The 14,147-nt window shown below is 69.9% G+C and carries 11 protein-coding genes; 4 read left to right on the top strand and 7 right to left on the bottom strand.

The features are described from left to right. Positions 1–160 precede the first annotated feature (160 nt). Positions 161–2,302 (bottom strand): glycogen debranching protein GlgX, encoded by a 2,142-nt coding sequence (gene glgX, locus L0984_RS26665; RefSeq protein WP_234197404.1) that lies wholly within the window; start codon positions 2,300–2,302, stop codon positions 161–163. Between the two features lie 204 nt (positions 2,303–2,506). Here glgX and L0984_RS26660 point away from each other — a divergent pair, with 204 nt between their 5' ends. After that, positions 2,507–3,406, top strand: coding sequence for an NUDIX hydrolase (locus tag L0984_RS26660; protein WP_234197403.1), 900 nt, complete (start codon positions 2,507–2,509; stop codon positions 3,404–3,406). Positions 3,407–3,561: 155 nt separating this feature from the next. On the opposite strand, the gene ssb is transcribed toward L0984_RS26660, so the two are convergent. Beyond that, entirely contained in the window at positions 3,562–4,131 is a 570-nt protein-coding gene (ssb, locus tag L0984_RS26655) for a single-stranded DNA-binding protein (protein ID WP_234197402.1), read from the bottom strand. Between the two features lie 181 nt (positions 4,132–4,312). Here ssb and L0984_RS26650 point away from each other — a divergent pair, with 181 nt between their 5' ends. Together L0984_RS26650 and uvrA are read left to right on the top strand one after the other, a co-directional pair. Then, the gene (locus L0984_RS26650) at positions 4,313–5,749 is read left to right on the top strand and encodes a chloride channel protein (protein ID WP_234197401.1); all 1,437 of its coding nucleotides are present in this window, start codon (positions 4,313–4,315) and stop codon (positions 5,747–5,749) included. Between the two features lie 51 nt (positions 5,750–5,800). Beyond that, entirely contained in the window at positions 5,801–8,863 is a 3,063-nt protein-coding gene (uvrA, locus tag L0984_RS26645; RefSeq protein ID WP_234197400.1) for an excinuclease ABC subunit UvrA, read from the top strand. Positions 8,864–8,985: 122 nt separating this feature from the next. Here uvrA and L0984_RS26640 read toward each other — a convergent pair whose 3' ends face one another. After that, positions 8,986–9,276, bottom strand: a complete 291-nt coding sequence (locus tag L0984_RS26640) for a nucleotidyltransferase family protein (RefSeq protein WP_234197398.1) — start codon at positions 9,274–9,276, stop codon at positions 8,986–8,988. Between the two features lie 396 nt (positions 9,277–9,672). Here L0984_RS26640 and L0984_RS26630 point away from each other — a divergent pair, with 396 nt between their 5' ends. Beyond that, positions 9,673–9,879 carry a type II toxin-antitoxin system VapB family antitoxin gene (locus tag L0984_RS26630; RefSeq protein ID WP_234197412.1) on the top strand — a complete coding sequence of 69 codons (207 nt, stop codon included), beginning with the start codon at positions 9,673–9,675 and terminating at the stop codon, positions 9,877–9,879. Between the two features lie 64 nt (positions 9,880–9,943). Here L0984_RS26630 and L0984_RS26625 read toward each other — a convergent pair whose 3' ends face one another. The 4 genes from L0984_RS26625 to L0984_RS26610 all read right to left on the bottom strand — a co-directional run bounded on the left by L0984_RS26625 (position 9,944) and on the right by L0984_RS26610 (position 14,089). Continuing rightward, complete coding sequence (locus L0984_RS26625; protein WP_234197396.1) at positions 9,944–10,855, bottom strand: ABC transporter permease subunit; 912 nt, start codon at positions 10,853–10,855, stop codon at positions 9,944–9,946. A 169-nt stretch (positions 10,856–11,024) separates the two neighbouring features. Then, positions 11,025–11,810 (bottom strand): taurine ABC transporter ATP-binding protein, encoded by a 786-nt coding sequence (locus tag L0984_RS26620; RefSeq protein WP_234197394.1) that lies wholly within the window; start codon positions 11,808–11,810, stop codon positions 11,025–11,027. Between the two features lie 28 nt (positions 11,811–11,838). Then, positions 11,839–12,861, bottom strand: coding sequence for a taurine ABC transporter substrate-binding protein (gene tauA, locus L0984_RS26615; protein WP_234197392.1), 1,023 nt, complete (start codon positions 12,859–12,861; stop codon positions 11,839–11,841). 250 nt (positions 12,862–13,111) lie between these two features. After that, positions 13,112–14,089, bottom strand: a complete 978-nt coding sequence (locus L0984_RS26610) for a tripartite tricarboxylate transporter substrate binding protein (RefSeq protein ID WP_234197391.1) — start codon at positions 14,087–14,089, stop codon at positions 13,112–13,114. Positions 14,090–14,147: the final 58 nt, after the last annotated feature.

Here is a 14,147-nt window from a genome sequence, read left to right as displayed (position 1 = left end):
ACTCGCGGCGTTTGTCTGAGCGCAGCGCGAAGCGCGTAGCGAGTTATGCCGCGTGCCCGTCCATCCGAGCACCGCAGCGGAGTCGGCCCGCAGGGCCGACCGACCCCGTATGAGCCCGCGCACCCTGGGCCCGGCACCGGCGCGCGCCCCAGACCTGAAATCAGGCCGCCACCATCACGATCATCGACCGCGCCGTCACCGTGTACGTCTGCCCCGCCTCGAACGCAGCGCCGGCCTGATCCACCGGCGCCTGCGGATCGACGTCATGCGCCGTGTCGATGGCCAGCGTCCACTGCGTGCCCTCGCCATGCTCGGGCAGCTTGAAGTCCAGTGCATCCTCCCACGCGTTGAAGACCAGCAGCACGCTGCGGTCCAGGCTGCGGCGCGCGATGGCGGTGGCGCGGGCATGGCCTTCCAACAGCATGCCGAAGCAGCGCGTGCGCGAATCGTCCCAGTGGCTGGAATCCATCTCGGAGCCGTCGCAGGACAGCCAGGTCACGTCCTTGACCTGCAGCTCCTCGTCGAAGGCGCCCGTCAGGAAGCGGTTGCGCCGCAGCACCGGCAGCGTCTGGCGCAGGTGCGTGAGCCGCTTGAAGAAGGCGATGAGCGAACGGCCCCGGTCGTCGATGCCCTCCCAGTCGAACCAGGAGATCTCGTTGTCCTGGCAGTAGGCGTTGTTGTTGCCCTGCTGCGTGCGGCCGAACTCGTCGCCGGCCAGCACCATCGGCGTGCCCTGCGACAGCAGCAGCGTGGCCAGCATGTTGCGCTGTTGCCTGGCCCGCAGCGTCAACACGGCCTCGTCGTCGGTCGACCCTTCGGCACCGCAGTTCCAGCTGCGGTTGTCCGAATGGCCGTCGCGGTTGCCCTCGCCGTTGGCGTCGTTGTGCTTGTCGTTGTAGCTGACCAGGTCGGCCAGCGTGAAGCCATCGTGGGCCGTCAGGAAGTTGACGCTCGCCCAGGGCCGGCGCCCACGCCGGTTGAAGCGGTCGGCGCTGGCCGTGATGCAGCCGGCCAGGTCGGCCACCATGCCCTCGTCGCCCTTCCAGAAGGCACGCACGGTGTCGCGGAAGCGGTCGTTCCACTCGGCCCAGCCGGGCGGGAAGCCGCCCACCTGGTAGCCGCCCGGGCCGCAGTCCCAGGGCTCGGCGATCAGCTTCACGCTGCTGAGCACCGGGTCCTGCCGGCAGCTGTCCAGAAAGCCGTGGCCCTCGTCGAAGCCATACGGCTCGCGTGCCAGGATGGTCGCCAGGTCGAAGCGGAAGCCGTCGACATGCATCTCCGTCACCCAGTAGCGCAGGCTGTCCGTCACCATCTGCAGCACGCGCGGATGACTGAGGTTGAGCGTGTTGCCGGTGCCGGTATCGTTGATGTAGTAGCGGGCACCCGGCCCGTCGTCGCCGCCGGGCATCAGTCGGTAGTAGCTCGCGTTGTCGATGCCCTTGAAGCTCAGCGTCGGGCCCAGCTCGTTGCCTTCGGGCGTGTGGTTGTAGACCACGTCCATGATCACTTCCAGGCCCTGGCCGTGCAGCAGGTCGACCATGCCCTTGAACTCGTCGATGGAGGGCTCGCTCAGGTAGCGCGGCTCCAGCGCGAAGAAGCCGATGGTGTCGTAGCCCCAGTAGTTGCGCAGGTCCTTCTCCTCGAGGAAGGACTGGGTGATGAAGCGCTGCACCGGCAGCAGCTCCACGCTGGTCACGCCCAGCTCGCGCATGTGGCGCATCACCTCGTCGTTGGCCAGGCCGGCGAAGGTGCCGCGCAGGTGCTCGGGCACCGCGGGGTGGCGCATGGTGTGGCCACGCACATGGGTCTCGTAGACGATGGTGCGTTCCCACGGCACGCGCGGTGCACGCGGCTGCTTCCATTCGAAGCGCGAGTCCACCACCACGCACTTGGGCACGAAGGGCGCGCTGTCGCGCTCGTCGAAGCTCAGGTCGCCGTCCTCGTGGCCGACGGTGTAGCCGAAGATCTCGGGCGCCCACTTGAGCTCGCCCATGTGCGCCTTGGCATAGGGGTCGAGCAGCAGCTTGTTGGGGTTGAAGCGGTGGCCGTTCTCGGGCTCGTAGGGGCCGTGCACGCGCAGGCCGTAGCGGGCGCCGGGCAGCAGGCCGGGCACGAAGCCATGCCAGACTTCGTCGGTGTATTCGGGCAGGGTGACGCGGCCGGTCTCGTTCTGGCCGGCCTCGTCGTAGATGCACACCTCCACGCGCGTGGCGTGGGCGGAGAAGACGGCGAAGTTGACGCCGTCGCCGGTGAATGTGGCGCCCAGGGGATGGGGCAGGCCTTCCCGGACTTCGAGAGACATGGTGGGGGCTCCTTGGAGGATGGCAGCATGCCCGGGCGTGTGCCCCCACGGGGGAAGGCTGGCGACCGCCAGCCGGTGCGCTCCTGGGCGAGGCGGTCAGCCTAGCTGCGGTGCAGCATGTCGCCTGTAGGACGCCACAGGCAGGCCCGGCCGGCACAATGGCTGCTGCCGCTCCGCCGACGGGGCGGGTTCAGGAACCCTCCGATGACGCCGCCCTCCACGCCGCCTGTCCTGCCCATCGAAGCCGCTTCCAGCGTGCTGCTGCTGCGGGACGGCCCGGGCGGGCTGGAAGTGTTCATGGTGCGGCGGCACGACCGCTCCTCGGTGCTGGGCGGCGCCTGGGTTTTTCCGGGCGGCAAGGTGGACCTGGCCGACGCCCATCCCGAGATCGCTCCCGACGCCGACCCGCAGGCGCTGCCTTTCCGCCTGGCCGAGCCGGACCTGCCGGCCTCGGTCGCGCTGGCGCTGCACATGGCGGCGCTGCGCGAGGTGTTCGAGGAATGCGGCGTGCTCTTCGCGCATGGTGCCAGCGGCGCCACGCCGGCGGCCTGGGTGGCGCGGGTGCATGCACTGTGCGACGACGGCCTGCGCCTGGACGCCGCCATGGCCGAGGCCGGGCTGCAGCCGCAGTTGCTGTCGCTGCATCCCTTCTCGCGCTGGATCACGCCGGAGCGCTCGGTCTCCTTCCAGGGCCGGCGCTTCGACACCCGTTTCTTCATCGCCGCGCTGCCCCTGGGCCAGACCGCCGAGCACGACGACCACGAGGCCGTCGCCAGCGCCTGGCTGTCGCCGCGCGAAGCGCTGCAGCAGTACTGGGACGGACGCATGGCCCTGGCGCCGCCGCAGATCATGAGCCTGGTGCACCTGGCGCATGCGAATGCCCAAGGCGACCTGGCGAACCTGATGGAAGCCACGCGCGAGCGCGGCCCCTACTGCGTGCGGCCGCATGTGATGGACATGCCCGGCGGCGGCAAGGCCATGGCCTATCCCGGGGACCCGGCGCACGACGTGCCCGAGCGCGCCATGCCCGGGCCGCTGCGGCTGTTCGTCAAGGGGCCGGGGCGCTTCGAGCCCGAGGGCGGCCTTGATGGCTTCTGGCCCTGAGCGGCACGCCCCGCCGCCGCGATGGCGGCTCGGCATCCGGCTCTCCGGGCGCCCTGAAATGCGACAAGGCCCGCGTCTCCAATGAAGGAGCCGCGGGCCTTGTCTTAGGTGGGCTTCGATGCGCCAGCCTGCCGGCCGGCGTCGTCCCTGGGCGATCAGAAGGGGATGTCGTCGTCCATGTCGTCGAAGCCCGTGGGCGCGCGCGAGGGCGCGGGCGCCGGGGCCGGACGGGGTGCGGGGGCGCGGGGTGCTGCGGCCGCGCGCGGGGCATAGCCGCCACCGCCACCACCCCCATTGCCGCCGCCGTAGCCACCACCACCGCCGCCGCCGCCACCGCCCATGCCGTACTCGTCGTCGCCACCGCCGCCGCCACCGGGGCCGCCCATGCCCTGGCGGCTGCCCAGCATCTGCATCTGGTCGACGCGGATGTCGGTGGCGTACTTCTCGACGCCGTCCTTGTCGGTGTACTTGCGGGTGCGGATGGCGCCTTCGACGTAGATCTGCGAGCCCTTGCGCAGGTACTGCGCGGCGATCTCGGCCAGGCGGCCGTTGAACACCAGGCGGTGCCACTCGGTGGCTTCGCGCATCTCACCGGATTGCTTGTCCTTCCAGCGGTCGGTGGTGGCCAGCGTCACGTTGCAGACCTGGTCGCCACTGGGGAAGGTGCGGGTTTCGGGATCGCGGCCGAGGTTGCCGACGAGGATGACTTTGTTGACCGATGCCATGGTGTGTTCGCTGCCCCTGCTGAGTGGAAAAAGAGGAAGGTTGCGGAAAAAAACGAGCCGGCCATTGTGCCCGATGTGCCTTGTCCGGACGCCGCTGCGGACAGGCCGCATGCCCGCGGCCCGTGAACTTCTGCGCCGAATCGGCCGGCCCGGGCCAAGGGCGGAGAATCGGCCGCTTCCTATGAACCGCGAACCCGACTTCCTCCAGAACCTGCGCACCGAGTTCTCCAGCATCCGCATGTGGCTGGATCGCGCCATCGTCCTGGGCTATGCGGTGCTGGCCGGCCTCTTCGTGGTGGGCTTCACGCTGGCGGCCGAATGGGCCTTCGGCCTGTTCGAGCGGCTCTACCACGCGCAGCCCTGGGCGGTGCTGGTCTGGACGCCACTCGCCACGGCCGGCATCGTGGCCGCCACACGGCGCTGGTTCCCGGCGGCCTCGGGCTCGGGCATTCCGCAGGTCAAGGCCGCGCTCGACGACGAACTGCCGTCGCCCGAGCGCAGCCGCTTCGTCTCGCTGCGGCTCACGCTGGGCAAGATCATGCTGGGCACGGCCAGCTTCGCGGCCGGGCTGTCGGTCGGGCGCGAGGGCCCGTCGGTGCAGGTGGCGGCCGGCGTCATGCAGCACGCCCGGCGCTGGCTGTCGCCGCGCACCACCATCGACGCGCGGGCGCTGCTGGTGGCCGGTGGCGCGGCCGGCATCGCGGGCGCCTTCAACGCGCCGCTGGCGGGTGTGGTCTTCGCCATCGAGGAACTGGTCGGCCGGCTGGAGGCACGCGCCAGCGGCGTGGTGATCGCCGCCATCGTGCTGGCCGGCCTGGTGGCCGTGTCGGCCTTCGGCAACTTCAGCTACTTCGGCCGCATCCAGGTGCCGCGGCTCGGGTGGGACATCGCCGGCCCCGGCCTGGGCGTGGCCCTGGCCTGCGGCGTGGCGGGCGGCGTGTTCTCGCGGCTGATGATCGCGTCGCTGACCAACGCGCCCCAGCGGCTCACGCGGCTGCGGGCGCGGGCCCCGGTGCGCTTTGCCGCGGTCTGCGGCCTGCTGGTGGCGGCGATGGGCCTGGCCTCGGGCGGTGCCACCTTCGGCGCCGGTTCCGAGGCGGTCAAGCAGATGCTGGCGGGCCATGACGAGCTGACGCCGGTCTACACCCTGCTCAAGTTCATCGCCACCTGGGTCACGGCCTGGAGCGGCGTGCCGGGCGGCATCTTCGCGCCGTCGCTGTCCATCGGCGCCGGCATCGGCGATGCGGTGGCTGCGGCCTCCACGCCAGGGCTGGGGCCGGCGCTCATCGCCATGGGCATGGCCGGCTTCCTGGCCGCCGTGACGCAGGCGCCGCTCACGGCCTTCATCATCGTGATGGAGATGGTCGACGGCCATGCCATGGTGCTGAGCCTGATGGCCAGCGCCATGCTGGCCAGCCTGGTGTCGCGCATGATCAGCCGGCCGCTGTACGAAGCCCTGGCGGAGCACATGGTGGCGGCGGTGGTGCGGCCCGAGCCGGTGCCGCCCCCGGTCGCCGCCGTCGCCACCGAGCCACCCGCCGCTGCTGGCGAATCGGCGCCAGCGCCAAGCCCGGAGCCCCCGCCGCCAGCCGGGCCGCATTCCGCGCCGGAGCGCTGAAGCCCCCGCGCGGTCTATCATGCCCGGTTGCCCTGCACGAACCGCCCGCCTGTGACCGCCCCCCACGACGACGCCTTCGACGACTCCGCCCCGGCTGCGGCCGACAGCGCCTACCTGGGCCGCCTGCTGGCCCAGCAGCGCATCAGCATCCGCGGCGCGCGCACCCACAACCTCAAGAACGTCGACCTCGACATCCCGCGCAACCAGCTGGTGGTGATCACCGGGCTGTCGGGCTCGGGCAAGTCCAGCCTGGCCTTCGACACGCTCTACGCCGAGGGCCAGCGCCGCTATGTGGAAAGCCTGTCGGCCTATGCGCGGCAGTTCCTGCAGCTCATGGACAAGCCCGACGTCGACCTGATCGAGGGCCTGTCGCCCGCCATCAGCATCGAGCAGAAGGCCACCAGCCACAACCCGCGCTCCACCGTGGGCACGGTGACCGAGATCCACGACTACCTGCGCCTGCTGTTCGCCCGAGCCGGCACGCCCTACTGCCCCGAGCACCACCTGCCGCTGCAGGCGCAGACGGTGTCGCAGATGGTGGATGCGGTGCTCGCCATTCCCGACGAACCGCGCCTGATGATCCTGGCGCCGGTCGCGCGCGAGAAGAAGGGCGAGTTCCTGGAGCTCTTCGCCGAGATGCAGGCCCAGGGCTACGTGCGCTTCCGCGTCGACGGCCAGGTCTACGAATACAGCGAGCTGCCCGCGCTCAAGAAGACCGAGAAGCACGACATCGACGTGGTGATCGACCGCCTGCGCGCGCGGCCCGACATGCAGCAGCGCCTGGCCGAGAGCTTCGAGGCCGCGCTGCGCCTGGCCGAGGGCCGGGCCATCGCGCTGGAGCTGGGCGGCGAGGGCAAGGAAGAGAAGGAACACCTCTTCAACGCCAAGTTCGCCTGTCCCCTCTGCCACTACTCGATCACCGAGCTGGAGCCGCGCCTCTTCTCCTTCAACTCGCCGGTGGGCGCCTGCCCGAGCTGCGACGGCCTGGGCCACCGCGAGTTCTTCGATCCGGCGCGGGTGGTGGCCTTTCCGTCGCTCAGCCTGGCCAGCGGCGCCATCAAGGGCTGGGACCGCCGCAACGGCTACTACTTCAGCATGCTGGAGAGCGCGGCCAAGCATTACAAGTTCGACCTGGACACGGCCTTCGAGTCGCTGCCGGCCTCGGTCCAGCAGGTGCTGCTCCACGGCTCGGCCGGCGAGGAGATCAAGTTCAGCTACACCATGGAGTCGGGCAACTTCGCGGGCAAGAAGGTCACGAAGAAGCATCCCTTCGAAGGGATCATCCCGAACATGGCGCGGCGCTACCGCGAAACCGATTCGGCCATGGTGCGCGACGACCTGGCGCGCTTTCGCAGCCTGCAGCCCTGCCCCGACTGCGGCGGCTCGCGCCTGCGGGTGGAGGCGCGCAACGTCTTCCTGGTGGACCAATCGGCCGAGCCGCCCACCGAGCGCTCCATCCATGCGCTGAGCCACCTCACGCTGCGCGACAGCCTGGCCTACTTCGAGCAGCTCAAACTGCAGGGCAGCAAGGCCGACATCGCCGACAAGGTCGTGCGCGAAATCGGCCTGCGGCTCAAATTCCTCAACGACGTGGGCCTCAACTACCTGAGCCTGGACCGCAGCGCCGAGACGCTCTCGGGCGGCGAGGCCCAGCGCATCCGCCTGGCCAGCCAGATCGGCTCGGGCCTGACGGGCGTGATGTACGTGCTGGACGAGCCCAGCATCGGCCTGCACCAGCGCGACAACGACCGCCTGATCGGCACGCTGCAGCACCTGCGCGACATCGGCAACAGCGTGATCGTGGTCGAGCACGACGAGGACATGATCCGTGCCGCCGACCACGTGATCGACATGGGCCCCGGCGCCGGCATCCATGGCGGCGAGGTCATGGCGCAGGGCACGCACCAGCAGGTCGCGGACAACCCGAAGTCGCTCACCGGCCAGTACCTGAGCGGCGTGCGTCGCATCGAGGTGCCGGCCCGCCGCACACCGCGCCTGCCCGTGGTGGCCGCCGCGCCCGCGCCGGCCGAGACCAAGAAGAAGCCCTCGCGCTTCCCCATGAGCCCGGCCGCCGAACGCCGCGCCGAGCGCGAGGCGCAGCACCTGCTCACGCAGGGCGCGCTGCAGGAGATCCGCGTGCTGAACGCGACCGGCAACAGCCTCAAGAACGTGAGCGCGGCCTTCCCGGTGGGCCTGCTCACCTGCGTGACGGGCGTGTCGGGCTCGGGCAAGTCCACGCTGGTCAACGACACGCTCTATGCGGCCGTGGCGCGCACGCTGTACCGCTCGCACGACGAGCCGGCGCCGCACGAGGCCATCGAGGGCATCGAGTACTTCGACAAGGTCATCAACGTCGACCAGTCGCCCATCGGCCGCACGCCGCGCAGCAACCCGGCCACCTACACGGGCCTGTTCACGCCCATCCGCGAGCTGATGGCCGAGACCAACACCGCCAAGGAGCGCGGCTACGGCCCGGGCCGCTTCAGCTTCAACGTGGCGGGTGGCCGCTGCGAGGCCTGCCAGGGCGACGGCGTCGTCAAGGTGGAGATGCACTTCCTGCCCGACGTGTACGTGCCCTGCGAGGTCTGCCACGGCCAGCGCTACAACCGCGAGACGCTGGAGGTGCAGTACAAGGGCCGCAACATCGCGCAGATCCTCGAGATGACGGTGGAGGACGCGCACGCGTTCCTCCAGGCCGTGCCCACCATCGAGCGCAAGCTGCGCACGCTGCTGGACGTGGGCCTCTCCTACATCAAGCTGGGCCAGAGCGCGACCACGCTCTCGGGCGGCGAGGCCCAGCGCGTCAAGCTGGCGCTGGAGCTGTCCAAGCGCGACACCGGCCGCACGCTCTACATCCTGGACGAGCCCACCACCGGCCTGCACTTCGCCGACATCGAGCTGCTGCTCAAGGTGCTGCACCAGCTGCGCGACGCGGGCAACACCATCGTCGTCATCGAGCACAACCTCGACGTCATCAAGACCGCCGACTGGGTCATCGACATGGGCCCCGAAGGCGGCGCAGGCGGCGGCCAGGTGGTCGTGGCCGGCACGCCGGAGGAGGTGGCGGCCTGCGAGGCGAGCCACACGGGGCGGTATTTGAAGCGGTTGTTGTAAGGCGGGGCTTCCGGCACCAAGCAAGTTCGCGCTGGCTGGCGGGCCATGGCGCGATGGCTTCCGTGCTCAGCAGCTGCGCCAAATGGCGCGCGGACGGATGTCTCTGAACCGCTGTGCTTGCCTCATACCGGCTGCGCCTCGGCCAGCACAGCGGCGCGAAATTTGTCCGGGAGGGCGTCCGGCGTAAGCACATCGACCTTGATTCCGAGCAGTTCTTCGAGATCGCCCCTCAGTCCGCCTATATCGAACATGGTGGTGTCCGGAAGCGGATCGACCAGCAGGTCGAGATCGCTGCCCTCTTGATCATCCCCATGCAGCACGGAGCCGAACACGCGAGGATTGGCGACGCGGTGCCTGCCCATCACGGCGCGGATGGCTGATCGCTTCTGTTGAAACAGCGTCGAGGGTTTCATGGCGGGTGGGGCGGGGCGCTCAACCTGGTCGCGAATTGTGCCCCGGTGACGAGGGCGCTTCGATGCTGCTCTTTGACAAACGGAGGTGACTGGACATATGCCGGCGGGTCCAGAATCTTTTTTGTCCCAACCAGCCGCGGCTCCATGGATGACATCAGCCCCTCCGACGTCAAGGCGATCCTGCACTCCAAGCAGGCCAACCTGTATTACCTGGAGCATTGCCGGGTGCTGGTGAACGGGGGGCGCATCGAGTATGGGGCGGAGGAGTGCAAGCGCCAGCTCTATTGGAACATCCCCATCGCCAACACCGCGACGCTGCTGCTCGGGACGGGCACGTCGGTCACGGCAACTCACGACCTTTTCGCTGCTTGCAGCTTTTGCACATGGGGGAGCGTCATGCGCGCTACGGTCACCATCGACGACGAGCTCTACGAACAGGCGCTGGAGATGGCAGAGCCCGGCATGGATAAGTCCGAGCTGTTCCGCGTAGCGGTCGAGACTTTCGTTCGGGTGCAAGCAGCGAAGCGTCTGGCTGCCTTGGGTACCGCGCAGCCCGACATGCAGGAGGTGCCCCGACAGCGGTCGCGGCCCGTGGGCAAATGAACACCAGCCCGCCCTGCAGGACGTAGATATGTCGCCCGGGTCGCCGCCGCCGGCCCTTGCTCGCCTACATCCGCCCCTTCCACGGCACCGCCCACCCCTCGATCCGCCGCATCAGCAGGTCGAACAGCAGCGCCACGACGCCGATCACCAGGATGCCCATCACCACCACGTCGGTGCGCAGAAAGTTGGACGCGTTGAGCACCAGTTGCCCCAGGCCGGCGGTGGCGGCCACCATCTCGGCGGCGACCAGGGTGGTCCAGCCGAAGCCGATGGCGATGCGCATGCCGGTCAGGATGTCGGGCAGGGCCGCGGGCAGCACAACATGGCGGATCACCTGCCAGCGGTTGGCGCCCAGCGAGAGGATGGCGTCGATCTGTTCGCTGCCCACCGAGCGCACGCCGGCCCGCGCGGCCACGGCCAGCGGAGCAAAGCAGGCCAGGTAGATCAGCACCACCTTCGAGGTCTCCTCGATGCCGAACCAGATGATCACCAGCGGCAGGTAGGCCAGCGGCGGCAGCGGGCGGTAGAACTCGATGATGGGGTCGAAGATGCCGCGCAGCGTGCGCGACACGCCCATCAGGATGCCAACGGGCACGGCCGTGATGCACGCCAGCGCGAAGGCGCCGAACACGCGGCCCAGGCTCCACAGGAAGTGCTCCAGCAGCGGCTTTCCGCCCTGGCCCTGGCCTTTGACGGCGGCGACGAAGGCGTCCCATACCGAGGCGGGGGAGGGCAGCACCAGCGGGGGCAGCCAGGCGAGCGCGGCGGCGGCCCACCAGAGCAGGAAGAGCACGGCCACGGTGGCGATGCTGATGGCCGTGGTGCGGCCTTCGCCGGGGCGGCGGTGGCCCTGGGTGGGGCGGCTGCGGGCGGTGGTGGGTGCAGGGCGCGCAGTGGCGGGCGGGGCGGTATCGGAAGCGGGGCGCACAGGAGACGGTGTGGCGGCCATCTTCATCGGTGGGGCGGTGGGCGTCATCGTGGGGTCCTCAAGGAAAGGCCGGGGGCGGCGCTTCGACAGGCTCAGCGCGAACGGAGGGGGCTCAGCGCGAACGGGAACGGGTTGGCGCGACGTGAACGGAGAGCGCCTGGTGCGAACGCGGCGGGCATGGTGCGAACGGGGAGGGCTCGGCACGAACCGGTGCGGCTCAGTGCACCGCCACGCCCGCATGGATCGCGTCGATCACCTCTTCGCGCAGGCGGATGAACTCCGGCTGCGACTTGATGGCGCGGGCGCTGCCGCCGGCGATGTACTGGCGGCCGAAGTCCAGTTGGTAGCGGCGCGACACGCGGCCGGGCGAGGGCGTCATCACGATCAGCTCGGTGGCCAGGAACAGCGCCTCTTCCACGTCGTGCGTGATGAAGAAGCACAGCTTGCCCTCGCGTGCCCAGATCTGCAGCACCAGCTCCTGCACCTGCTCGCGCGTGAGCGAATCGAGCGCGCCGAAGGGCTCGTCCATCAGCAGCATGGCCGGGTTGGCGGCCAGCGCCCGGGCGATGCCCACGCGCTGCTGCTGCCCGCCGGAGAGCTGGTAGACCGGGTGCGTGGCGTAGCGCTCCAGCCCCACCGCGCGGATCTGCTTCAGCGCCGCCTCGTGCCGCTCGGCGCGGCCCAGGCCGCGCAGGCGCAGTCCCAGCGCCACGTTGTCGATCACGTTGAGCCAGGGCATCAGCGCATGCTTCTGGAACACCACGCCGCGGTCCGCGCCGGGGCCTTCCACATGGCGGCCGTTGACGAAGATGTGGCCTTCGCTGGGCGCCATGAAGCCGGCGATGCACGACAGCAGCGTGGTCTTGCCGCAGCCCGAGGCGCCGACGGCCACCACGAATTCGCCGGGCGCGAAGCCCAGGTCCACCTGCGACAGGGCCGTGACCTCGGTGCCGCCGCGGCCGGCGTAGGTCACGCCCACGTTCTCGATGCGCAATCCGTCCATGGTGTGCGTCTCCGGTGCGGGGCGACGCTCAGGGCTTGGCCTTGGCCGCGTAGCTGGCGTTCACGCCCACGCTGTAGTCGGGCAGCACCTGGGCGATGGTGCCCTGTGCCTTCAGGAAGGCCGCGGTGGCCGCCAGCGACTGGGCCGCGCCGCCCTTGGCCCCGCCGCCCAGCCAGGTGGCCGAGGCCTGCTCGGCCGGCGGCACGAAGCGGTACAGCGCCATGGCCGCGGGCACGTCGGCCTCGGTGGCGCCGGTGACCTGGGCCACGGCCTTCACCTGCGGCGAGCCGGCCACCCACTGCGCCTTGTTGGCCGCGTAGGCCGCATCGGCCTTGGCGATGGCCGACAGGAACTTGACCATGAAGTCGGCATTGGCCGCCGCCCACGGCTTGTTGGCGATGATGCCGTCGAAGGTGGCCTTGCCGGTCTGCTTGGAGATCTGGCCGCTGCTGGTGATCTGCTTGCCGCTGGCCTTGACCTTGGAGAGCACCGGGTCCCACACGAAGGTGGCGTCGATGTCACCGCGCTCCCAGGCGGCGGCGATCTCGGGCGGGCGCATGTTGAGGATCTTGACCTGCGACGGATCGACCTTGGCCGCCTCCAGCGCCACCAGCGTGTGGAAGTGCGTGGTGGAGGTGAAAGGCACGCCGATCTTCTTGCCCTTGAGGTCGGCCACGCTGTTCACGCCCGAGCCGTTGCGCGCCACCAGGGCCTCGGCATCGGCGATGTCGTCGAGGATCCACACCAGCTCCACCGGCAGGCCCTGCGACAGCGCCGAGGCCACGGGCGCCGAGCCCGCCTCGCCGATCTGCACCTGGCCCGAGGCCATGGCGCGGATCACGTCGCCCCCGCCCGCGAACTTGCGGAAGTTGATCTTGTAGCCGGTGGCCTTCTCGATCTCGCCCGTGACCTGCGCATAGCGCCAGGGCACCACCATGTCCTGGTGGGCGATGGTGACTTCCTTGGCGGCCTGGGCCTGCGCGCCGGCGGCGAGCGTCGACAGGGCGAGCAGCGCCAGGCTGCGGCGGGTGAAGCGGATCGGGGTGGTCATGGAGGTCCTCCGGCGGGGTGGGTGTGGGAACGAACTGTGGGGCCCCACGCCGTGCCGCCCAAGTGCCAGAGACCGGCGACCGAAAGAGCCAGACCGCCTGAGCGGGCACCCGGCTGGTGCCTGGTGCCGTGGACACTGCACTGCTTCGGCGCAGAGCCAGCGATTCTGGGAAGCGGGCGGACCGTTCGGCAACGAAGAAAAGCGCGCAAGCTCATGCGCCCGGCGCGCAAGTCGCCCCCGCAGGTGCCCGTCAGCGCGCGAGGATGCGTTTGTCGTTGCGCACCACCGTCTGCCAGCGTTCCACGTCCTTGGCGATGAAGCCCTGGAACTCGCTGGCGCTGCCCGGCCGCAGCACGATGCCGCTGCGCGTGGTCAGCGCATCCACCAGCGAGGGCATGGCGAGGACTTCGTTCACCGTCTTGTTCAGCTTGGCGACGATGTCGTCGGGCAGGCCGGACGGTCCCATCAGGCCGTAGTACACGTTCATGTCGTAGCTCGGGTAGCCCAGCTCGGCGAAGGTGGGCACATCGGGCGCCTGTGGCGAGCGGGCGCTGCCGCTCACGGCCAGCGACTTGACCTTGTCCGAGCTGACGTCGCCCAGCAGCGGATTGATGAGCACGTCGATCTCGCCCGCCATGAGCGCTGTCAGCGCGTCCGAGCCGCCCTTGTAGGGGATGTGGGTCATCCGGATGCCGGCGACCTGATCGAACAGTTCCGCGGCCATGTGCGGCGTGCCGCCGACGCCGGACGATCCGAAATTGAGCTTGCCCGGATGCGCCTTGGCCTCGCGCACGAGGGCTGGCAGCGAGTCGATGCCCTTGCCGGCGTTGACCTTCAGGATCACCGGCCCGGCGCCGATGTAGGCGATGCCCCGCAGATCCTTCTTGACGTCGAACTTGAGGTCGTCGTAGATCGCCGGGCCGATGGCGATGCTGTTGGCCACCACCAGCAGGCGGTAGCCGTCCGGCGTGGCCTGCGCCACCTGCTGGGCGGCCACGTTGCCGCCCGCGCCCGCGCGGTTTTCCACCACCACGGCCTGCCCGAGCTTCTCGCCCAGCCGCTGGGCGACGGCGCGCGCCACCATGTCGATGCTGCTGCCGGCGGAGAAGCCGACGACCAGCGTGATGGGCCGGCTGGGATACACGGTGTCGGCCCGGCTGCTGCCGATGCCCGCCCCCGCGAGCGCGGCGGCGAACAAGGCAGCGTGGAAATGTCTTCTGGAAGGCATGGCGTTGAGTCCTTTTCGATGGCGAAATGCGTGAACCTGCGGATGCAAGCGAGGTGCC

It is taken from the genome of Pseudacidovorax sp. NFM-22, assembly GCF_021401245.1.
Taxonomy (GTDB): Bacteria; Pseudomonadota; Gammaproteobacteria; order Burkholderiales; family Burkholderiaceae_C; genus Xenophilus.
Note: the sequence above shows the minus strand (reverse complement) of the source record. Positions and strands in the feature narration are given on the sequence as shown.